Here is a 21,963-nt window from a genome sequence, read left to right on the forward strand (position 1 = left end):
GTAAAGCATATGCTATGGGAAAAACTAAACTTAGAAAAATTACTGAATGATTCGAATAATGGGTCAGATGATGAAGAAAATGAAAAAAGCACATGGTTTATACCCGTTTTTTACGTTTCCATATTATTAGCTTTATGTATAGCATTTATTGAGATAAAACTCATTTTAATCACGCTGTTTGTTCCTGCCATTATCGTCATAATGTGGAAGCCGCCGTTTAAAAATAAAAAAAGGCTCTTTCGAATTATATCATTCATATATCTTTTATTTCTAACTATTGTTACGATATGGTGGTTCCAAGGTTGAATTTCTAACGAAAATTGTAAAGACTGTATCTTATGACGCTCACAAATTTTCATTTCATCTAATATATTGAAGTCTAATTCGCGATTTTGATAGAAATATACATTTCTGACAGATTTCGCCGCAGCCATAATGTAAAAGACAATAAAGGCTGTTCGAAGCACAAACAGGGGCTGTCCAGCAAGTCAAAATCCACTGAAATCGAAGCATCATAAGCGTTGATATATCAACGTTTCTAAAACATTAAAGGGGCGTCTATAAGCCGGAAAATCGACTTATGAACTGCCCCCTGTCAAGTAGACAGTAGAAATAATAAAAATATACCTAAGCGGCTTTAGCTCTATATTCCATGGGGCTAAGGCCGTTTAATCTTTTTTGATACCTTTCATAATTATAAAAGCGGATGTACTCATCCATCGCAAGAGCTAATTCTTCAAATGTCTGATACTTATGTAAATAATACTTCTCGCATTTGAGCGTTCCCCAAAAAGATTCCATTTGTTTTTAGCAAAGAAAAAATACAGAGTTTTGCAAAGAAAAGTGCAGAGAATTGCAACTTGACATGAAGCCTCTGTGGGCGTGATTAAAAAGCCAGAAAGCCAGCAATATCAAGGGCTGGCTTCGCCTAACAAGGCTATCACGCCCACCACTCCATGTAAAGTTGGCATAAGCCAAATTCTCTGCAAAGCTCTGCATTTTTATTTTGCAATAAACATCCATTGGCCCATTATCAATACATCTGCCTACTCTTGACATACTTTGTGTCATCCCTGCTTGGTCTATCCTACGTTTAAAACCATGAGAGGTATATTGGAACCCACGGTCACTATGAATAAGTGGATGCTCTCCTTTTAAAAGTGTGGTGGCTTGATCCAACGTTTTGAATACAAGATGATTATTATTGGAATGTCCTAAAACATAGCTCACAATTGATCCATCATATAGATCAAGAATAGCACTTAAATAGGCTTTCTTTGATGAACCATATTTTAATTCTGTGACATCAGTTACCCATTTTTCATTTGGCTTTTCCGCTGTGAATTCACGATTCAATATATTTTCTGCAACATGTTGAGGAGTAGATCGTTTATAAGATTTCTTCTTTTTTCGAATAACAGATTGTATACCGGCAACTTTCATCAGTCTATAAATTCGTTTATGATTGAAGTTCTGACCAAGCTTTCGATTTATATTCAAAGTCATTCGACGGTAACCATAGATGCCGTCAACTTTCTCATGGAGAACTTTCATCTCTTTTACGATTTCTTCATTCTGAAGTTCTCGGGAGGAAGGCAAACGTTTTAACCACTTATAGTAAGCAGCTCGTGAAATACCGGCGATTTCACATAATAAGATTATGCTTAGGTTTTCTTTCTCATGAAGTTCCCGGATTGCGATATACTTGTCTTCAAAACGGGTTTGGTTTACTTTCGCCTCCTTTCGATTTCCTCTAACTTTTTTAAAAATAGATTCTCCGCACGTAAGCGTTCATTTTCTCTTTCTAACTTTTTCATCTCCAGTTTCATTTTTTCTTCTGGAGATAACTCTGCTTCTTCTTTTTTTCTTCCTCGTTTGTCTTTCAGCGCTTCTTCTTTACCATTTTCATACTTCTTCACCCATTGATATACTTGTTGATAAGAAACTTCATAAGTCTCTGCTGTTTTTTTATAATCTTTTCCGTTCCCTAAACAATCAAGCACAATTTGTATCCGTTCATTCCAAGTCGTTTTTCTTCCTTTAGTCATAGAGCTTGTCTTTCCTTTCGACGTATCCTTTAAATCTCTATGGCTATTATACTTCTTCATCCATCGTTGAAGTACCGATCTACTTGAAATACCATATGTCCTGACAATCTCGTACTGTGAGAACTCACCAGATAAATAATCTTTTACAGCTGCTTCCTTAAGTTCTTTGGTATAACCTTTCCAAGAATTTGAACGTTCTAAACCCTCTATTCCAAATTCCTCAAATTCATTTATCCATTGCCTTAAAGAATATTTAGTAATTTGATACCTTTTACAAAGCTCTTGAATAGTACATTCTCGGTTTTCATATGCAAGTAAAACTTCAAGTTTGAACTCTGTAGTATATTGCTTATACATAGAAAACTCCCCCTAAGGTAAAACAGATTTTTTATATTTTAATCTGTCTACCTTAAGGGGAGCATATCATTATTAGACAGCCCCTTAAAAATTTGTTTCAGTTTGCTGGATAGGCAAAAAGATTGGCCCGGAAAATCTCCGATATTCAATGATTGATATTGATAAATGTAGTGCATAAAAGGATTCTTAAAGAAAGCGCTATCGAATATATTTCTAACAAGCTCTTAAGCTATGGCTTCCGCCGCTGAAGTGTATGTTAGAAAGAAAATACTTTATATGATCATCCATCCGCACTTTGTGACATTATACGGAGTAAGCGGGGGAGTCATCTGTATAGTCTCCATTCCCTAGATCAAGTCGTAATCTGACCGAACCGTTTCAGCGTACTATAGACTGCTGACTCGAATTCGAGGAAGCCTAAGTATGAACCCACATCTTGGAACGGAAATATTTGCGTAGCCCAATATCCGCCAATCCCGTTTTTGCGATCAATCCAGTAAAACAGGTTAGCCAATCCCGACCACATCAATTGGCCTGCTGGACGACCTGTAGGGGTAGGTTCATCGTTTACCTGGAATGTATAAGACCACGACTTTTGTACGCCGGGGTAGAACTCGCCGTCATTAGCCAGCGTTGGATCGGACGAAATCCATCCGCCGCTCTTCAATTCCCCAAGTCCGTTTTGAGACATTTGCGCGACTGTTTCTGGTTTGAGTACACCCGCACCGTCATTCAGAATCATTCGGATAAACTTCGTGTATTCGCCAATGCTCGCATACAAACCATGTCCTCCCATATCCATTTCTGGAGATTGCGGGAGAATAAGCTCAGGTTTTGGTGTGAGTTGACCATCCTGACTGCGGCTGTGGATGGTTGCGCGGCGTTCCATCATCGAAGGTGATAACGTGAAACCGATGTCGGACATGCCGAGTGGAGCAAAAATACGCTCTGCCATCACTTCGCCCAGTCGTTTACCGGATACGGCTTCAACAACTTTACCAACCCAGTCGATGTTGACGCCATAGTTCCAGCGTTCACCTGGCTCGAATAGAAGCACGCTCTTTACAGAGTCAAATGTACTAGTGAGAATGGAAGGTACTCCTTTTGCTTCACGGTATTTTCGATCTTCATGACTGAAGAACTCGTAGCCGAAGCCGGCAGTGTGAAGCATCAACATGTTGATCGTAACGTCGGTTTTTGCTTCCCTTAGTTTTGGCTGCCCGTCTTTGTCAAACCCTTCGAGAACTGGAATCTCGGCAATCTCAGGTACATACTTCTTGACCGGATCGTCGAGACTGACTTTTCCTTCCTCGACCAATTTCATCAATGCCGTACCGGTGATGGCCTTCGTGGTCGAAAAAAGAGCGAACACTGTATCGGTGGTCATCGGTGTTTTCTTTCCAAGATCGCGTACACCGGCTGCACCCTCATAGATGTTTCCGTCCCGGTCAGTTACCATTGCAACTACACCAGGGGCTCCTCCAGCCCTGCCTACAGCGGTATCCAACACCTTGTCAAGAGTTTCCTTGAGAGCATCCTTTACTGCTTGTCTTGTCATATCTTTACCCCCTTTAAGCGCTTACAATTTTAATTATTTAAATAATTTTCTGTATTTTCAAAACAAACTATATCACGCTCAAACAGAGCCTGTCAAATTTTATTGTGTTGAGCGCTTTTTCATTGTCTTTTTTGAAGCTGTATCAGCAGCGAATTCAGCATTGAAGGCTAAGTTCAAGTACTACAACCGAAGAGGCAGAGAATTTTTAGATTCCACTGTCGGCAAGGATTTTCGCATTGAACGAAATGTCCTTTAGCGTCCTCAAAAGGGGGCATATAAAATATTTTGCGATTATTTCCGGAATCAATCTCATTTGGAAAAACAAACTGAATTTTTTCATCTGTGTGGGAAACTGCTAGTAAACTCGGAAAATATCACGTCGCAATGATTTTTATAATATGACAACACATGTGATATCTAAACAAAAAAGAGTGTATTTAGCAAAGAATATGAATAAATCGTAAAAAATTTACAAACAATTTACATTCTAAGTTGGGAATGATGCATAATTGCGATTTGAAGCCGCTTTTTCATTTCTTATTTTTATTTTTTCATTTACAGAATGTTTACAAAAGTTCAAACCGCCTTTAAGTGTTCCTTAACAAATCTTTTCTAAACTTAAGATAGATGAAAAGGAAGTGGACATACATATTCCAATTGCTTGTCAGGATTAATTGTTGATTCAGGAGGAAGTGATTTTCATGGACTTAACTCACGAAATCTTTCTCTAATCGGCAATGTAAAAATGAATCTCTCCATTTCATTCAAAAATAAGAAAGGAGGAAATCAGTTCGATGAATATACGCTTTGCTTCTACACTTGCATGGGCATTTCCGGTTGAGGAAGTGATTAGGCTGGCAAAAGAGTTAAAATTTGTCGGTGTTGAGGTTTGGGCAGAGCATGTGTGGAAATATGAAAGCATGCCTAAACGAATCCGGCAGGTCAAAGAAGAAACAAACATGCAGCTGACGATGCACGCAGCAAGCTGGGATTTAAACTTAAGTTCTCTAAATAATGGCATTCGCAAGCAGTCCGTTCATGAAATTATTCGATCTATTGAGCTGGCTTCACAAATTGGAGCTGATAATATTACATTTCATCCAGGAAAGCTGACTCTTGCGGATTCAGACGTTTCTGTCCATGAAGAGCTTTTGTTCGAATCAATGGAAGAACTTGATCGAAAAGCTAGACAAGAAGGACTCACGTTATCGTTAGAAATGATGGAATGGAAGGCGAAAGAGTTTATTATTAAACCAGCCGCCGTAAAAAAAGTGATTGCACCTTTTTTCCCGCAAATTCAAACGACATTTGATGTCGCCCACATTCCATTACACGCAGACATTTTTTCTATCTGGAATGAAATGCCTGAGGTAAACAAAATTCATATTAGTGATGCAACAAATGAAATTCTTCATTTACCGTTAGGTGACGGTGATATCGGAGAAGAAATATTAAACAAATTTTTAACTATCGAGAATATTCCAGTAATTATTGAAGGGTTTGATGCTTCAAAAGATTTGATGGTGTTAAAGAAAAATGTACTGTATGCAAAACGGAACGGAAATCGATTGAAGGAGGTCGTCCGTTGAGAATTTTAGTTACAAACGATGACGGAATTTTTGCGCCAGGAGTCGAAGCACTTGTAGAAGTTCTTCAGCATTTTGGTGAAGTTTATGTCGTTTGTCCCGACCAAGAACGAAGCGCAGTCGGCCATTCCATTACTCTCAGAACACCATTAAAAGTGAAACCTGTGGAAATATTCTCTGGAACGAAAGGGGCATGGGCCGTAAACGGTACTCCGGCCGATTGCGTCAAGCTTGGGATGGAAGTTCTGTTAAAGACTCCGCCTGATATTTTGTTTTCAGGTATTAATCTTGGTCCGAATTTAGGAAGGGATTTATATTATTCTGGTACATTGGCAGGTGCGGTTGAGGCTTCTCTTTACAACGTTCCAGCCGTATCAGTATCGTTGAACGAATTTGATGAAGCGAAGGTAAATTATTTAAAAACAAAACAGCTTTTGTATAAAGCGGTTGAAATTATTTTACAAAACCGAATTCCTAAAGGAGTTTTCTTAAACATCAATTTACCGAATATTCCGATTTATCTTTGTAAAGGTGTTGAGGTAGTTCCTTTAGATTTGACAGTTTCCCGTTATCGATACGTAGGGCTAAACGATCCGCACGGTCAAGTATATTTTTGGTTAAAAGATGAATTAAACCAATTAGTAAACCTTAACGAAAACAGTGATTATTTAAAGCTAAAGGAAGGTTATATTACCGTTTCACCTGTGGAGTTTCCCGTTCATCACAAACGGAAAATGGAACAGATTGAACGCTGGTTTCGAAAATGCTCTTTAAATTTCTTAAAAGAGGGTAAGGAGGAACATTCCAATGCGTAAATGGTTGTCCGCTTTCACTATATTCACATTACTTTTTGTATTAGCTGCCTGTGGCAGCAGCAATAATGCCTCATCAAGCAATGATGTAGAAACGCAGTCAGAACAAAAGAAGGAAGTCTCAGGGGAACTTAATTTCTATACTTCACAGCCTGATGAAGATGCTCAAAGATTAGTGACAGCTTTTAATGAAAAATATCCTGATGTAAAAGTCAATACTTTCCGGTCAGGAACGGAAGAAGTGATTGCAAAATTACAAGCTGAAAAAGAAGCTGGAAACATTCAAGCAGATGTTTTGCTTGTTGCAGACGCTGTAACGTTTGAAAGTTTAAAAAATGACGATCTTTTACTTTCTTACAAATCAAAAGAAGCAGAACAAATTCCGGGTCAGTTTATTGACAGTGACGGCATGTACACAGGCACAAAAGTGATGGCAACTGTTCTTGCAGTGAACACAAATAGTGTGCAAAACATACCTGATAGCTGGAATGTATTGACGGAAAGCGACGCAAAAGGAAAAGCGATTATGCCAAGCCCGTTTTATTCAGGAGCAGCTGCATACAATCTTGGAGTGTTTACAAGACAAAACGATTTAGGATGGGATTTCTTCAAGCGTTTAAAAGAAAACGGAATGGCTGTTACGAAAGGGAATGGCGGTGTGTTAAAATCGGTTGCTTCAGGGGAAAAGCCATACGGAATCGTTGTTGATTATCTCGCTGCGCGCGCCAAAAAAGAAGGTTCACCTGTAGAATTCATCTATCCGAAAGAAGGCGTTCCTGTCATTACTGAACCGATCGGTATTATGAAGGATACAAAAAATGAAGAAGCAGCTAAAGCTTTCGTAGATTTCGTTTTATCAGAAGAAGGACAAAAATTAGCAGCTGAACTTGGATATACACCGATTCGCCAAGACGTTAATGCTCCAGAGGGATTAAAAACGATTGATGAGTTGAACGTACTGAATGCAGACATATCTGAGCTTTATCAATCTCGTGAAGAAGATAAAGCAAAATTTGGTGAAATATTTGGTCAACAATAATTAAAGGAGAGAGGACGATGTTTCCTGGTAAAGAGCAAACAAAAGGGATGACGAGGAGCACGTCCTCGTTTTCTCGTTTCTCCCCATTGAAAAACTTGTGGATGGGTTTCGGGTTTTTACTGATTATTTTATTTTTTATAGTTCCCGTTTTTCGCCTTATCTTATTAAGTTTAACAGAAGAGGGTGCCGTCTCATTTTCGAATTACTCAGAAGTGCTGAAAGAAGAACAAACATGGATCACTGTGAAAAATACGCTTTATATCGTCATCGGTTCTACTTTGGTTTCACTTATTTTAGGGATTGCGATGGCATGGGTTATCGCCTATTTAAACATTAGCGGGAAAAAATGGATGCAGCTGTTTATCTTTCTTCCGTTTATTATTCCTTCATACATTACAACACTTGCATGGGTTCAGTTTTTTAGCGGCAATGGACCAATTGCAGCTGTTCTTCATATGCTTCCAGGAGATTGGAAGCTGCCAAACTTGTATAGCATAGGTGGAATCATTTTTATTTTAGGTTTGTCTCATTATCCGCTTGTATATTTACTAACGGTGGAAGTGTTTAGAAAAATTCCTCTGGAGCTTGAGCAAGCGGCACAAACATGCGGTGCTAAAAGAGGAACTATTATTCGTAAGGTCATCCTTCCGCTAGCATTGCCCGGGATTTGCAGCGGCGGAATGCTCGCTTTTTTATCAAATCTTGATAACTTTGGGATCCCTGCTTTTTTAGGTATCCCGGCAAACATTCGTGTGCTAAGTACGTATATTTACGAAGAAGTCGTCGGATTTGGACCGGCTGCCTTTGCAAGAGCGGCCGTTCTATCGATTTTGTTGGGAGCAATTGCTTTAATCGGACTGTCTATTCAATGGCTTCTTTTAAGGCGAAGCCGTGTAATTGAAACGGTCAAACGGGATAAAGAACCTCGCATTCATTTATCGTTGACGTGGAAGCGTTTGATCGAAATAGCCGTTTGGGCACTTTTGTTGTTCACGAGTTTCGTTCCGTTCGTTTCAATGGGTACGACATCATTAATAAAAGCTTACGGGCTCCCTTTTCAATTAGAAAATTTATCACTGGAAAACTATCGATACATTCTATTCTCTGATCCAAAAACAATGTCAGCGATCAGCAACAGCATGAAGCTTGCGATCTTAACGACAATTGTCTCATTGATTGTCGGAACGGCCATTGCGTATCTTCGCTATAAATCACCAAATAGATGGACAAAGTTAGTGGAGCTGTTTGTAACGATACCTTACGCACTGCCGGGGACTGTCTTTGCTCTCAGTATGATCTTTTCATGGATGCAGCCGTTGCCAGGATGGAACCCGGGTATCTACGGCTCCATTTGGATTTTAATTATTGCCTACATTACAAGATTTATCATTTTACAGGTTAGGGGAAGCTACACGGCGCTGACACAGGTAGAGCCTTCCATTGAAGAAGCTGCTCGTACGTCAGGGGCTAAACCTTTGGTCAAATGGCGGCGAATTCTCATGCCGCTTCTTTTGCCGGGTATCATTGGCGGAGCCTTGTTGGTCTTTTTAACCTCTTTGACCGAACTGACGGTTTCCAGCCTTCTATGGTCTACAGGAGCCGAAACGGTGGGAGTTGTTATTTTTAACTACGAACAGGCTGGATATACCACTTATTCCACAGCATTTTCAAGTTTAATTGTTTTAGGAATTTTGTTCGGCAGTTTTTTGTTTATCAGCCTTGAAAAAGTTTGGAGACGAAAGGTGTTGAAACAAAATGATTCGGCTTGATGGGATTTCAAAAGCATATGGGGATGTCACAGCTTTGCATTCCATTGATTTAACAATCAAGGATGGAGAATTTATCGCCATTTTGGGACCTTCTGGTTGTGGAAAGACTACATTATTAAAATTACTGGCCGGTTTTATGAAACCGACAAGCGGAACCATTACGATAAATGATACTGTTGTTGCTTCAGCGGAAGCCGTCCTCCCGCCGGAAAAAAGGAACATAGGGATGGTTTTTCAATCGTTTGCCTTATGGCCGCATATGACAGTATATGAGCATGTTCAATTTCCTTTAATGCATCATTCGTTTGCTCCAAAGGCTGATAAGGAGCAGCGGGAGGAGAGAGTGAAAAATGTTTTACGAATGGTTGGGTTAGAGTCGCTAGCCCAACGATATCCTCATGAACTTTCCGGTGGACAAAAACAGCGGGTGTCTTTAGCACGTGCAATTGCGCCAGAACCAGGTCTTTTATTAATGGATGAGCCTCTCAGTGCTTTAGATGCTGAACTTCGAATGGAAATGAGAAAGGAGATTCAACACATTCATCGTCACACAAATGCTTCCATTGTATATGTTACCCATGATCAAAGCGAAGCATTTGCGATGGCAGATCGAATTGTCGTAATGAATCATGGGAAAATTGAACAAATTGACCGGCCGGAAATGATTTTTACAAGGCCGGAGACAGAATTTGTTGCAACTTTTGTAGGTAAATGCAATTTAATTCAAGGTAAATGGGAGGAAGGAATGTTTATTCCGAAGCCATTTCCTAATGAAAAATGGCCGGATATAGGAGTATCTATTAATTTGAAAAAAAAGGGTCTATATCCTGTCCGTCCGGATCAATGGGCGCTGTCTAAAGCAAAAGAAGGTTCTTCGCATGGGGTGGTAAAATTTGTTCAATATCAAGGAAAAGAAATGTATTACATCGTACAAGTAGGTGAAGAAGAATGGACGGTACATGAATTGATTCAACATACTTCTCGCTTTCAAGTTGGAGATCCGGTCAATCTCGTTCTTCAAAATACTGTAATAAAAAAAGAAGCAGTTCTTGTATAACATAAATGATTCAAAGGTTCTGTGTAAACTTGATTGTATTGATGGAGATTGAGTTTGGTCTAATCTGCTTGAAAGTACCCTCTCAAATGAGATGGGTGCTTTTTTGTCATTTTTTATAGATTTAAAATTTTATATATTTAGAATAGATCAAAAAATAGAATAATGAAGTCAAAAAAAGTAGCAGTGTTATCGTTGTGCGGTTTATTTCTGCTTGTCAGTCTATCTGCTTTTTATTTTTTAAACAGTGAAGAAAAAATGTCAGGCAAAAAGATCAAGAGTCAACTAATGAAGCCAGATCCCTACCAAGCCAAGCAGGATAGAAGTTCATACTTGCCTGATCTGTTGGGTTAGAGTGTTGTAAAAAATTTAAAAACTTGAGTGAAAGTTTTGTGAATAAAATTTACAAAGATGTATTGATAGTGGTCTGAATATATCTTAAACTTAGATGGTAATAAAAAGTATTTTAGTAAGTAATTTACTGTTAATGGCTAAAAGAAATAAAACAAGCTGTCTTTTCTTTTAGTGCTTTAGCAGTCGGCAATTTAACGTTTGCACTGTGCTCACTCTCTTCAGCGTTTCCAGCTGCAGATCGTGAAAGTGTAGCGGCGGTTGTCTTAAATGTTGTTGAAGCTGGCGGAGCTATTACTGCACTCGTTTCTATTCCAACAGCAGTTGGTTCAGACGGACGTTCATTGAGCGCTGCAGCAGGTTAAGAAGCAATTCGTTAATATCTAAAGAAGGAAATCAAGAAAAGTGATTATCGGCTTGAAAGTCAAACTATTTTTCGATGAAGAATTTTCATACTTTGAAATACAGGTGAGAGAATGTTAATAAAACTATTATCACTTATGCTATCGGTTAGAATGCAGCAGCAATATTCTGCTGTCATCGAATTCATTATTAAAAAAGCGCCCTTTTTAAGAAAACTTAGTTCAAAACAGTATATGATGTTTTCTTTTATTCTTGATATTTTGCTTGCCTTCGTCATCGTATCCGTTTTGTACAAATGGCTATACTCCCAGCAATATCGCCAGCAATGGGAGAGTGGTTTCATTGTCTTTTTTCTTCTTTATTCAATTTTTAAGGGAGCCGGAGCTTATCGAAGAACTCATATTCCACCGTTTATGGATCTTATTCAGGCTGCTCCAGTCTCGTTCAAATCAATACATATCACATTTATTGCTTTAGAGCTGGTATGGAGCATTTTTACAAATTCCAGCCTATTTTTTGTTTATATTTTATTTCAATCACGAATTGCGGAATCATTAGATGCTTTATTCTGGATGAAGCAGTTGAATATTTTGCTGCTGGGCGCTCTGTTGTTTATGACGAGCAATAAACTTGCAGGTGCCTATATTCATAACATTGTAGTAAAAAAAATAGGGTGGGTCCGTTTTGTATTTTTCGCCGCTGTCTCAACTGCTTTTTTTATGCTGGGGCGCGTTCTTGTGTCAGGTCTTCTAGTCCCTATTTTCAAAACATTTAAGGATAATTTTCCATCCTTTTTGGCTGCAGCTGAAGATGCAGCTTGGGTCAATCTATCTCAGCAGCTGATCAATCTATATGGGAATAAAATAAACTCCTTTCAAAAGAGTTTATTTTCAGACGGCTCTTTATATTTGCAGATTGAACATTTTATTGGGACTCCATGGATGTTAGGGCCTCTGATTTTCCTTCTAGTTGGCGTACTTTCCTTGCCTGTTAAAATGATTCCAACTGAAGATCATGGAGAGATTAAGAGATTTCGTGACTTTTTTCACTTCTATCTACAGCTGCTGCATTGGGTACGTTCTATTTTTTTGCCGAAGAATGCACTGATTTATAAAGATCTACAAATCATACGTGAAAAAAGATGGCTGCTCTCAAAAGAATTTTTTAATTATATGCTCTTATCTTACGAAGCATTTTTTTATATAGGTTTCTTTACTGCATGTATGTCAGCGACAGGGAACACGGCTCTCCAAATACAGCTATTATTTACATTGAACTTGATGGTTTTGGCTAACCAAGCAATGGAAATGAGAATGTTGACTCCTTCTTTCTTTTCTTTTAGCACCGAAAAAAGAAACATATGGATGTACCAACTATCATTTTCTTCGTTAACTGAATTCTTTTGGGCAAAATTGAAATTGTTTTATTGCCTATATTTAATTCCATCTTTCTTTTTGACGATCGGGAATATAATGATTCTTACGTATTTCCAAATAGCTGATCTCAGGATGATCATTCCTTTTATTGGAATAACTATCTCTTTTTTCATTTTTCCATTTATTCAATTATACTTGTTTCCATTTATCACCAAGTTCCATTTTATTCATGAATACGAGATTGGAACAACTGAAGAAGAGGAAAGCATAGTAAATAACGGCCAAGCTTTTATGAGGAACTTTCTCGTCATGCCTTTTATTTATTACTTGCTCGCATCACTATTTATTGGTGTATTGAGGGAAGCGGCAGGTGTTGTCAACTACATATCTGTTCTATATTTTATGATAGTTTCAGCCATTTGCCTAATTGTTTGTAAGAACACAATGAAAAAAGGAATTGACCATGTTGAAAAAGTTAAAATCCTTTCTATTACTGAATAAGTGATTGCCTCGCTGGGACTGATTTATTTCTTGTGTTTGAAATCGCTGCTATATACTCGCAATGAGTGCATTCCAAATTTACAACTAGGAAACAATTTTTCTTTCGCAGTTATTTTTATGTTAGAGAGCTATCAATGTTTGGAATTGGTTCGTTGACTTGATGGAAGATGACCGCAGTCACTTTGTTTTACAACAATTCTCATAGGGAAATCACGACTTATATGACCGCTGTCATGTAGGACTTACCTTTTTCTCACACAGTGCTTGAAATACCGGGACTATTTATTTTTTCAGTCAAAAGTACTTATCCCTTTATCTGATATTTCTGCTTTATTACGGAATAGTTTCTTACGCTAAAAGGAAGCAGAATAGGAGCTGTGGCGTATTGTCTCGCTTTATTGGATTATAAACTGTTTGTTGATTATTGGAGGATTTCTAATGGTTAAGCTTCAAGTTTCACAACTGGCTTTTCAGTATGAACAAACTGCAGAAAAAGGAGCATTGCTGGAAAATGTTTCTTTTCAATTACATGCAGGAGACCGAGCATGTATCATCGGAAAAAATGGCAGCGGCAAATCAACTTTGCTAAGGCTAATAGCGGGATTAATCCAACCGGATTCAGGCAACATTTTATTTAATGAACAGTATAAGCCTGGAACAGATCGTTTTAAAGAAGCAATGGCCTATATTCCTGATAAACCACTTGTTTATGATGCATTAACTGGATTTGAAAATAAGGAGCTTATTCTTTCACTTTGGAGGATCAAAAAAGAAAAAAGAGCTGCATATGAAGAAAGATTCCAAGAGCTTTGTGAACAGTTTGATCTGACACATGCTTTGCAAAAGCCGGTCAAACATTACTCTCTAGGCATGAAATATAAACTATTCCTTATTAGTATGTTAGCAAGATCACCTGAGTTGATTATTTTGGATGAACCTTTTACTTCATTAGACGAGGCCTCACAAAAGCAGTCAATCATGATGCTGAAAGAAGCGTTCAAGGAACAATGCATTTTATTTACAAGTCACCAGCGATATATTTATGCCGAATTAGGAAGCCGATTTTTTCTGCTTGAAAACAGACAGCTAAAGGAGATGAACCTCATATGAAAACTTATTCTCTCATTATGATCGCAATCAGTTTAGTCATGATTTTGGCAGTATTCGTGCTGAAAATAACAGCATTGCTTGTCGGAAAAATTCTTCTAGCTGTTGCTGCTGCTTTTTTGGTCTCCTCACTGATTCGTTTAATAAGTCTCAAAAAATAAAACCTGCCGACAGACAGCATTTCGGAAATTCGTACAGAAACAGGTGAAGTTTTTTGAAGGCACTGCGGATTGCCTCCCGGATTCAACAGTGAAATCTTACAGAACTAAAGCAGATGGCAGAATCGAGGAAAAGAAATTGTTCGTTAAATAATCAAACAGAGGGGAAGACAGAAAAACATTTTTGTTTTAAAATATTAAAACCAAGTATATAATGAAGAAAAGATGTTAAAGGGGCGTGAATACATGAAAAAAATCGTTGCCCTGACAATTTTTATTTTTATAAGTATTACCTGTTTATACATTTCCAGTGATCGTTCCAGTCATACTATAAATGCTGTACACGAAATTAGCACCATCGATCATTTGGCAGAAAATTTTGCTCCGATTGATGGACCAGATATAGGAAAAGACTCTTGGGTTGATATTGCCAGTTACATTTTTATAGCGTTAAGCACCACTTATTTCTGCTATTGCTTTGTGCAATCTGTCAAAAGACGGTTTTTGCTGAATCCCGTCTTTTACGAATCGAATTATGTGGTCTCGCCTGCTTGAATGAATCATAAACAAATCATTCAAAGGAGGATGAGTACCATGATTTGGTTACGTATGTTATTGACAGCATTTTTTTCAATTACAGCTCTCTCTTTATTGTCTTATCAAGGATTTGAAATTTTCAACGCGTTTACTGACTTTTTTAGAAAAAATTAATGGATTGAAGAGGGTTAAAAAGAACTCTCCTTTCCTATCAGCTTGCGGAGAAAGAAGTATTTTTTCTCTGCAAGCTTTTTTATTGTTGAAAATAGTCCACTTTACACATAGATAAGTCGTCGTTCTTTCATTTGCCGCAACGTGGCCGATCTGAAAAAAATCAAGTAATGGGTAAATTTAAAACATATTAAGAGAGCTGTGCAAAAGAATCCGGCCAGCTTGTCCTCTGAATGAGAGAGGCAAGCTGGCCTCATTTTTTTAAATCGCTATGGATGAAATGGCACACTGAAAATTTTTGTCGCAGGGATTTAACGGCTTTTTTTGAAATATTCCAGAGTTTTCAATCAAAATTTTTTGAAGCGGTCCTGTGAAACAGCGCTCCCTTTTTCCAATACTCATAAAAAGTTGATCGATTAGTTAAAAATACACCAAATAAAATCAAGAAGGCGCCGATCAGCGTAATGGGTTTCATGATTTCATTTAATATTATGTAGCCGGCGATTAGCGCGACAAGAGGCGAAATGTAAAGCCAAGTTGACGGAAAAACCGGATTTGTTTTTGAAACAAGCCAATAATACAGCCCGTGGCCGACGATGGAGCCGATGATGATTAAATAGAGCAGTGATAACACCGTTTCATAGCTTGCCAGCAGCAGCCATTTGCCTTGTTCGCCCGTTAAAAAGGATACAGCCAATAAGAAAATGCCGCCGTAAAACATTTGTACGGCATTTGAAAGAAACGGCGAGATATCCGGATGTTTGCTTGTAAACATTTTTGCCCGAACTGTCCCAAGTCCATAAAACCACTCGCTTAATATAATCATAAAGCAAGCCAAAACCCACATGCCGGAGACAGGCAAAGAGAATCCCGGTGAAGAGATCAAAAAGACGCCTATTAAAGCAGCTGCCATCCCTGCTAATTGTTCTTTTTTGATCGGTTGTTTATTCTCTCTTGCCTGATGGAGCAGCACCATCATCGGGCCTGTTGCAGATAATACAGCAGCTAGTCCGGACGGGATGAATTGCTCAGCCCAATATAATGAAGCAAAAGTGATAAAAGTTAAGCAAAAACCGTTAAACACGAGCGAAGAGGAAAATAAAACGGTTTTCAATCGATAGTTCCGCATTTTAAAGACGGCCATCATAATCACCCCAGCTGCCAAAAATCGCATTCCCGCTGAAAAAAACGGCGGTGCCCCTGCTTCAATTCCGATTTTGATAGCTAAAAAAGTTGTTCCAAAAATTAAGCATATAAAACAGTAATTCAAAATAACCACGACGAATAACTCCTTTTTGTTAAGTTTTTTGATATTATAACGACAACGGTATATAACAGTACAATGCACTGTATAACAGTTATGCGCTTTTATCTTTTGTCTTTTATGTAATGGGAGGGGAGACAATGCAATTATCGATTAATAAAAAATTAGGCACCCCATATTATGAACAAATCAGCAGGCAAATCGAAGAACGGATTCAATCGGGCATGCTTCTTCACGGTGAAAGGCTTCCTTCTTTAAGATCGTTAGCAAATGAACTTAATGTAAGCTTTCTGACGGTGCAAAAAGCCTACAAACTGCTGGAATTGAAAGGATATATACAGATTCAGCAAGGTAAAGGTGTTTTTGTTGCAGCGGGAAAGAAAAAATCATATGAAAAGCACTCTGAATCTTTCGGCTGGCAGCATCAGATGAAGATGAATGGAACAAGATCACAATATCTCGCCTATCGTGAAAAAGAGATTTATGACTTTTCCCAAGCAGTCGTTTATCCAAGGCTGCTTCCATCTCACTTCCTTGTTCAAGAAATGAAAAAAATATTGGAGCAGCATCCCCTTGTGTTGTCGACATATGGTCCTATTGAAGGAGATGAAGAATTAAGGTATGAAATTGCCAATTACTTATTTAACTTCCATCACTTATCTGTTAAACACGACAAAATGATCATTACAAGCGGTGCACAGCAAGGAATTGACTTAGTGGCGCAAACTTTGTTAAGTCCAGGGGATGTTGTGATGGTTGAAAGCCCTTGTTATGGTGCGGCCATTGATGTGTTTGTCAATAAAGGATTTCAAGTCGTATCGATTGGAGTAGATGAAGAGGGACTGAAAGTAGATGAATTGGAGGATAAATTGCAGGTGCATCAACCAAAACTATTATATGTAAACCCAACCTTTCAAAATCCTACTGGAACATGCATGCCGGAAAAGAGCCGCAAGCAATTGGTAGAACTAGCAGAAATGTACCATTTTTTAATTTTAGAAGACGATTCATTCAGCGAAGTTTCATTTGACAATATTACGGTGCCAAAGCCAATAAAATTCTTTGATAAAAACGGTCATGTCATTTACCTTAAAGGATTTAGCAAAACAACTGCGCCAGGCATTCGCATTGCGGCTGTCATTGTGGATGGGGTTTTATTCGACTGGCTGTACGGCACGAAAGCAACGATGGATATCGGAAGCCCGCTCTTACCGCAAAAAGCGCTGCTTCCCATTTTGCGAACGGAGCGGATGAAAAATCATATGGAAAAACTAAAAATTGCGCTTGAATTAAGAAGAAATACGGTTCTTGACGCATTCAAAAATTTAGAGGAAGTAATGATTTATAAACCAAAAGGCGGATTGAATGCCTGGATTAAACTTCCATCCGTGATTCAGCCAATAAAATTGCAAGAAGCAGCTCGGAAAAATAAGATTTCTTATTTGCCCGGAAGCGCCTGTTTTCTTCATGAACCGAAACAACATTATATTCGCATCAGCTATTCTTATTTGAGCGAGCATGATTTGCAAGTCGGTATCGAAAAGCTGGTGGACATTTTGCAAAATATGATGGCAAATTATAAAAAAGAGATGTGACACATTTGACGCATTTGAGCTGCCGTTCATGTAATGCTGCTCGCTCGTTTCTTTTTTAAGAGAGCAGCGCAAGCAAGAGCGGCACTGTAGCAATGCTGGCCAGCGTCGTGGTTAATGTGCTGAATGAAACTAAATCTGGTTCTGTTTGAAATTGAACAGCAAACATTGTCGTGTTGGCTGCAGTAGGCATAGATGCAAGAATGATTAAAATTTTTGCAAGCAAGTCTTCAAGCGGAAGACAAAGAATAATACCAATTGAAATAATAGGCGATATGATCATGCGAATGATAAAGATGGAAGCGACGTCGCCAGCTTTTACACTTTTTAGCTGGATGTTGGCGAGCTGCATTCCGAGAATGACCATAATGGTCGGAATCGTTGCATCGGCAATCAAACCGACAGGCTGCATGATGAAATCAGGCACCGGAACATGCAGGATTTGAAGCAAAATGCCGGCAGCTGAACCGTATAAAACGGGCATTTTCACTATTTTCATAAGGGCGCTTTTTATGCTGCTGTCTTCTTTGCTGCCAATGGCAGCGTAGTAAAGACCGATCGTATTCATTAAAAAGGACTGGATAACCATCATGATGACTGCATAATCAAAAGCAGTTTGTCCAAAAACAAACAATATAATTGGGGCCCCATAGTTGCCGCTATTCATGAAAACAGCTGATAACATCATGGCAGACTCTATCGATTGTGGCAATTTTTTTAATTTACTTACAATTTTCACGATAACCATTAATATGAAACATAAAAGCAAGCAAAATATAAGAATATAAAAATAATCAAGTGTAATTTTGTTTGTATAAAATGTCCGGAAGACAAGAAACGGATACATTAAGTATGTCGTCATGACCGAAATAGATTTAATGTCAAAGCCAATTGTTTTTTGCCCTACATATCCGACTGCAAAAATGATAAAAGCCGGCAATACAATCAGAACAAATTCCATAACCTTTTCACCACTCTGCGTAAAATGAACAAACAATAGAGCATTGAGCAGATGCCCAATGCTTTATCACGTAAAGTTAAAGCTGAAATATGAAAGCACGCCAATTCTTTTTTAGATAGTTGCAAAGTTCAAATCGGCTGCCACCTTGCCTGTTCCGTCCATATTCTTCTTACACAAAAGGATAAAATACCATTCTTCCTAAAAATACCCAAAACATTTCAAGTACTGCTAAAATATGTGAAAGCCCAATTGTTGAGACCACTGTATTAAATTGGTATAAGCAACACCTATTTCAAATAATAAAGCAAAAGCCCAGTTATTAGCAACAAATTTAATAAATTTAAAGATTCACAGAAGATATCCGAATAAAATGTAAAAGTTATATTGTTAAGGAAAATGAGAAAACAACTTTATTTTTTAACGGAACTTTATCATACTCTTATTATTTTATGTCCTTGAAAAGTGGATGGGAAAAATTTCTAAAACAAACTGCATGATATTTTCCATCTCTAAGAATTTTTTTGTCCACTGAATTATTTTCTATATAAAAGGATCTTCAGTATAATTGTGCATTTTCCTAGAGATATTATGAATAGTCATTGCAGTCGGAAGGAGGGCAGAACAAAAACATGACCTTTAAGAAATGGTTTATGGCCGTATTGTTAGTTCTTTTGTGCATCGGAATGTTCTCGTTCTTTGCGGTTGATTTTCGATATGGATATAAACCTAAAAATGAAAAAGTCATGCCATATGTTCCAAATAAATTTAGCGGTTTTGATCTTTGGGGTAAGCAAATAGCAAGTGAAAAATCAACAAATCTTATCAAAACAGAAGATAAAACAGAGCTTTCACCAAAAAATGGAGCGGTGACCATCAATCATCATCTTCTAAAAATCGGGAGGGACACATTTTATGAAGAAACATTCGGGAATGAAGTTTTTTTAACAGATATTATGGGAATTATCGACGGTCCATTTACGATCGGTAATATTGCAAAGGCGATCATGGCTTTAAAAGGAGAAGGAACAACAAACTTACGTGTCGAATTGGCAGATGATATAACAATTGGAGGGAAAAGATACAAAAAAGGCGAAAAAATTGATACAGGAATAGATGTTGTAAAAGGTACATATGTTCCGCTTGGGATGCCGGTAACGTTTTCAAAAGGAAAAATAAGAGTCGGGATTAGCTGTGCTGCTTGCCATGCAACAGTTGATCAAAATACGAAACAAGTTATTGAAGGAGCACCGAACAACGATTTAAATCTTGGTCTTTTGTTAGCTTTGGCAACGAACTCAAGCGCTTATTTTACTCATGGAAATATTGCCAGTATCAAAGATTATTTAAAAGGAACAGATCGTTCTGTTACAACTACAAAAGGTACAAAAGAAGCATTGCCGGATCCGGAATCTTTAGAAAAAGCTGTTGATGAAACCTTTCAAAAATGGCCAAGGGGTCATTTCGATTCATCTATTGATTTAATTAGCAATCCTACTGATATTCCGGATTCTTTTACATTAGGAGATCATCCGTATGGATGGAGCGGGTTTGCAGCAGCCGGTTCGTTTCGGGGGTTGTCAGCGTTTAGCAACAATGTTCATGCCCAAAACGCGGATACTCTGTCACAATCGGAAATCAGCAAAGACCTTTTTGGGATTGACAAAGAAGTATATTTAGGGACTATTTTGCAAAACGCTGCAAATCCTAATTTCCGCTATAATCCCAAGAGCGGTGTAAAGCCTTCCAAGTTTTTTCAAACTGTTGATCCCACACCTGATGTTCCAGGCATTAATCAGCTTGTTGCCCCGCCGCAATTTCCGAAAGTTTCATTAACAGCACCGGACGGATTAATTGTCAGCAGTCCGGGCTACAAATTCAACGAACAAAATAACGGTGTTGCGGCTTGGCAAAATACGCTCCAGCCTCCTAAGCCAAACATGAAGATTGAACGAGCTGCCATAGAACAGGGGAAAAAAGTGTTTGCGAAAGCAAACTGTATTACCTGTCATGCAGGAAGTACATTAACAAACAATCAAGTGATCTCTGTTAAGGAAATTGGAACCGAACCTTCAAGGGCGAAAGCGTTAAAAAATTACGGAAAGGTCATGGGGGAATCTTTATTATACTCACCTGAAACTCCTGTTCCTCTTCCAAAAAAACCGACTGTATTAAAAGTGCCAACTGAACATCTTAATCGTGATCAGTTGAAATTAGCCTTTGCATTAGGAGACTCGCCAGGTGGATACAAAGTTCCAAGTCTTATCGGGTTGTATTGGACAGCTCCTTATTTGCATGACGGCAGTGTGGCAGTCGGGAACGATATCGATCAGGAAATTGGTGTAACAGGGACTATTTTAAAAGGAATTACACCAGATCCTGCAAACAGTCTTCGGGCGCTTGTTGATAAAAGCCTCCGTGACAAAGTGATTAAAGCAAATCTTACATCCCAGCAGCTCCAAGATTTGCACATTAAAGGCATCGGACATGAATATTGGGTTGATGAATCAACAGGGTTCACAAAATCAGAGCAAGATGCTTTGATCAAATATTTACTTTCGTTAACGGCGATTCAAAAAAATAAGTAAAACTGGAACAGGATATTATGAGCTATGCCTGTTCCTTTTTTATCGATAAAAATTGTATTAGAAAACCATTGGGGGCAATGACTTTAAATCAGTGTTCTTTCCCTTTAGGACTCTTATTTGATTAAATTCCAATAAGTTTGTACAGATATTGCATATAACGGGAAAATCAGAAATTTAAAATTATGTATTTATGGTTCCGTTGAAAAAGATAATATCGCCACATAGAATATGCTCTTAGATCGTTTCAAAATTACATACTTTTTCGATCAATAACATGATCATAGAGAAAAAGAAAACAGAAATCTTTATGAAAAATGTTCCTGAGAAATGATGAGAACTTCGCGGGATATCTGTTGAGATCCCAACAGATAAAGCACCTCAGCTTAATAAGTTAAATGATGGCCACATCTGCAATGTGTCAAAAAAACAGAAATGATATTAGTCAATGAAGTAGACAAATTTTTTAAGATTTCACCTATCGCTCTTTTTAGAGGCAGAACTTATGTGTTTTCATGAAGGTAGTTTATGATTAGAAGCTAACTCGCTGTTTGTTTACTGTACAACGTTTCGTGTTTATATTTACCTTCTCGTATTTATTGAATGATACCATTTGCAGTGACAGTTTTTTAAAAAATCGACCCCCCGAAAGTTTTAAAATAATTTAATCTTTTATAGATTGAGAGATTATAGATTACTGATCATATGTTTCAGAGCCTTTGATTTTACTCGTATAGTAAGCAACTACTGAAAACCTATGATCGGAAAATCGGTATC

17 protein-coding genes and 1 pseudogene are annotated in these 21,963 nt (G+C 38.0%); 12 read left to right on the forward strand and 6 right to left on the reverse strand.

Annotated features, from left to right (window positions below; genetic code table 11):
• The first annotated feature begins 9 nt into the window (after positions 1-9).
• Positions 10-306, forward strand: a complete 297-nt coding sequence (locus tag NSQ84_RS02455; RefSeq protein WP_327874239.1) for a hypothetical protein — start codon at positions 10-12, stop codon at positions 304-306.
• A gap of 321 nt (positions 307-627) precedes the next feature.
• Here NSQ84_RS02455 and NSQ84_RS02460 read toward each other — a convergent pair.
• From NSQ84_RS02460 to NSQ84_RS02475, 4 genes and pseudogenes are all read right to left on the reverse strand, one after another.
• Positions 628-801: pseudogene (locus NSQ84_RS02460) on the reverse strand (IS3 family transposase); the annotation flags it as partial.
• A gap of 6 nt (positions 802-807) precedes the next feature.
• Positions 808-1,770 carry an IS3 family transposase gene (locus NSQ84_RS02465; RefSeq protein WP_339212725.1) on the reverse strand — a complete coding sequence of 321 codons (963 nt, stop codon included), beginning with the start codon at positions 1,768-1,770 and terminating at the stop codon, positions 808-810.
• Positions 1,728-2,405, reverse strand: a complete 678-nt coding sequence (locus NSQ84_RS02470) for a helix-turn-helix domain-containing protein (RefSeq protein WP_339212192.1) — start codon at positions 2,403-2,405, stop codon at positions 1,728-1,730. The genes NSQ84_RS02465 and NSQ84_RS02470 overlap by 43 nt, the downstream gene beginning before the upstream one ends.
• Before the next feature lie 352 nt (positions 2,406-2,757).
• The gene (locus NSQ84_RS02475; RefSeq protein WP_311066826.1) at positions 2,758-3,963 is read right to left on the reverse strand and encodes a serine hydrolase domain-containing protein; all 1,206 of its coding nucleotides are present in this window, start codon (positions 3,961-3,963) and stop codon (positions 2,758-2,760) included.
• A 794-nt stretch (positions 3,964-4,757) separates the two neighbouring features.
• On the opposite strand from NSQ84_RS02475, the gene NSQ84_RS02480 reads away from it, so the two are divergent.
• From NSQ84_RS02480 to NSQ84_RS02520, 9 genes are all read left to right on the forward strand, one after another.
• Positions 4,758-5,552 (forward strand): sugar phosphate isomerase/epimerase family protein, encoded by a 795-nt coding sequence (locus tag NSQ84_RS02480; protein WP_311066827.1) that lies wholly within the window; start codon positions 4,758-4,760, stop codon positions 5,550-5,552.
• The gene (gene surE, locus NSQ84_RS02485) at positions 5,549-6,364 is read left to right on the forward strand and encodes a 5'/3'-nucleotidase SurE (RefSeq protein WP_066248180.1); all 816 of its coding nucleotides are present in this window, start codon (positions 5,549-5,551) and stop codon (positions 6,362-6,364) included. The genes NSQ84_RS02480 and surE overlap by 4 nt, the downstream gene beginning before the upstream one ends.
• Positions 6,357-7,400: an ABC transporter substrate-binding protein gene (locus NSQ84_RS02490; protein ID WP_063387898.1), complete on the forward strand. Its 1,044-nt coding sequence runs from the start codon at positions 6,357-6,359 to the stop codon at positions 7,398-7,400. Before surE ends, NSQ84_RS02490 begins: the two co-directional genes overlap by 8 nt.
• Before the next feature lie 17 nt (positions 7,401-7,417).
• A complete protein-coding gene (locus tag NSQ84_RS02495; RefSeq protein WP_327873267.1) occupies positions 7,418-9,169 on the forward strand; it encodes an iron ABC transporter permease in 1,752 nt (583 codons plus the stop codon).
• Complete coding sequence (locus tag NSQ84_RS02500) at positions 9,156-10,226, forward strand: ABC transporter ATP-binding protein (RefSeq protein ID WP_144597155.1); 1,071 nt, start codon at positions 9,156-9,158, stop codon at positions 10,224-10,226. The genes NSQ84_RS02495 and NSQ84_RS02500 overlap by 14 nt, the downstream gene beginning before the upstream one ends.
• Before the next feature lie 824 nt (positions 10,227-11,050).
• On the forward strand, positions 11,051-12,814 hold the full coding sequence (locus NSQ84_RS02505; protein ID WP_339212193.1) for a hypothetical protein: 1,764 nt from the start codon (positions 11,051-11,053) through the stop codon (positions 12,812-12,814).
• 438 nt (positions 12,815-13,252) lie between these two features.
• Positions 13,253-13,924: an ABC transporter ATP-binding protein gene (locus NSQ84_RS02510; RefSeq protein WP_327873637.1), complete on the forward strand. Its 672-nt coding sequence runs from the start codon at positions 13,253-13,255 to the stop codon at positions 13,922-13,924.
• On the forward strand, positions 13,921-14,082 hold the full coding sequence (locus NSQ84_RS02515) for a hypothetical protein (protein WP_162877049.1): 162 nt from the start codon (positions 13,921-13,923) through the stop codon (positions 14,080-14,082). Before NSQ84_RS02510 ends, NSQ84_RS02515 begins: the two co-directional genes overlap by 4 nt.
• 243 nt (positions 14,083-14,325) lie before the next feature.
• Positions 14,326-14,634, forward strand: a complete 309-nt coding sequence (locus tag NSQ84_RS02520) for a hypothetical protein (protein WP_066246982.1) — start codon at positions 14,326-14,328, stop codon at positions 14,632-14,634.
• 496 nt (positions 14,635-15,130) lie between these two features.
• Here the strand turns inward: NSQ84_RS02520 and NSQ84_RS02525 are convergent, their stop codons facing one another.
• Positions 15,131-16,066 (reverse strand): EamA family transporter, encoded by a 936-nt coding sequence (locus tag NSQ84_RS02525; RefSeq protein ID WP_144597164.1) that lies wholly within the window; start codon positions 16,064-16,066, stop codon positions 15,131-15,133.
• Between the two features lie 125 nt (positions 16,067-16,191).
• On the opposite strand from NSQ84_RS02525, the gene NSQ84_RS02530 reads away from it, so the two are divergent.
• Positions 16,192-17,646 (forward strand): PLP-dependent aminotransferase family protein, encoded by a 1,455-nt coding sequence (locus tag NSQ84_RS02530; RefSeq protein ID WP_144597166.1) that lies wholly within the window; start codon positions 16,192-16,194, stop codon positions 17,644-17,646.
• A gap of 55 nt (positions 17,647-17,701) precedes the next feature.
• Here the strand turns inward: NSQ84_RS02530 and NSQ84_RS02535 are convergent, their stop codons facing one another.
• Entirely contained in the window at positions 17,702-18,604 is a 903-nt protein-coding gene (locus NSQ84_RS02535; protein ID WP_063387889.1) for an AEC family transporter, read from the reverse strand.
• 629 nt (positions 18,605-19,233) lie between these two features.
• On the opposite strand from NSQ84_RS02535, the gene NSQ84_RS02540 reads away from it, so the two are divergent.
• The gene (locus tag NSQ84_RS02540) at positions 19,234-21,189 is read left to right on the forward strand and encodes an electron transport protein (RefSeq protein WP_327873638.1); all 1,956 of its coding nucleotides are present in this window, start codon (positions 19,234-19,236) and stop codon (positions 21,187-21,189) included.
• Positions 21,190-21,963: the final 774 nt, after the last annotated feature.

This window comes from Aeribacillus sp. FSL K6-3256, assembly GCF_037965805.1.
Classification (GTDB): Bacteria; Bacillota; Bacilli; order Bacillales; family Aeribacillaceae; genus Aeribacillus; species Aeribacillus composti.

Coding starts and splice junctions, on each gene's coding strand:
- NSQ84_RS02455 (WP_327874239.1), top strand. CDS start 10: ATGCTATGGGAAAAACTAAACTTAGAAAAATTACTGAATGATTCGAAT.
- NSQ84_RS02470 (WP_339212192.1), bottom strand. CDS start 2,405: ATGTATAAGCAATATACTACAGAGTTCAAACTTGAAGTTTTACTTGCA.
- NSQ84_RS02475 (WP_311066826.1), bottom strand. CDS start 3,963: ATGACAAGACAAGCAGTAAAGGATGCTCTCAAGGAAACTCTTGACAAG.
- NSQ84_RS02480 (WP_311066827.1), top strand. CDS start 4,758: ATGAATATACGCTTTGCTTCTACACTTGCATGGGCATTTCCGGTTGAG.
- NSQ84_RS02490 (WP_063387898.1), top strand. CDS start 6,357: ATGCGTAAATGGTTGTCCGCTTTCACTATATTCACATTACTTTTTGTA.
- NSQ84_RS02495 (WP_327873267.1), top strand. CDS start 7,418: ATGTTTCCTGGTAAAGAGCAAACAAAAGGGATGACGAGGAGCACGTCC.
- NSQ84_RS02500 (WP_144597155.1), top strand. CDS start 9,156: ATGATTCGGCTTGATGGGATTTCAAAAGCATATGGGGATGTCACAGCT.
- NSQ84_RS02505 (WP_339212193.1), top strand. CDS start 11,051: ATGTTAATAAAACTATTATCACTTATGCTATCGGTTAGAATGCAGCAG.
- NSQ84_RS02510 (WP_327873637.1), top strand. CDS start 13,253: ATGGTTAAGCTTCAAGTTTCACAACTGGCTTTTCAGTATGAACAAACT.
- NSQ84_RS02515 (WP_162877049.1), top strand. CDS start 13,921: ATGAAAACTTATTCTCTCATTATGATCGCAATCAGTTTAGTCATGATT.
- NSQ84_RS02520 (WP_066246982.1), top strand. CDS start 14,326: ATGAAAAAAATCGTTGCCCTGACAATTTTTATTTTTATAAGTATTACC.
- NSQ84_RS02530 (WP_144597166.1), top strand. CDS start 16,192: ATGCAATTATCGATTAATAAAAAATTAGGCACCCCATATTATGAACAA.
- NSQ84_RS02535 (WP_063387889.1), bottom strand. CDS start 18,604: ATGGAATTTGTTCTGATTGTATTGCCGGCTTTTATCATTTTTGCAGTC.
- NSQ84_RS02540 (WP_327873638.1), top strand. CDS start 19,234: ATGACCTTTAAGAAATGGTTTATGGCCGTATTGTTAGTTCTTTTGTGC.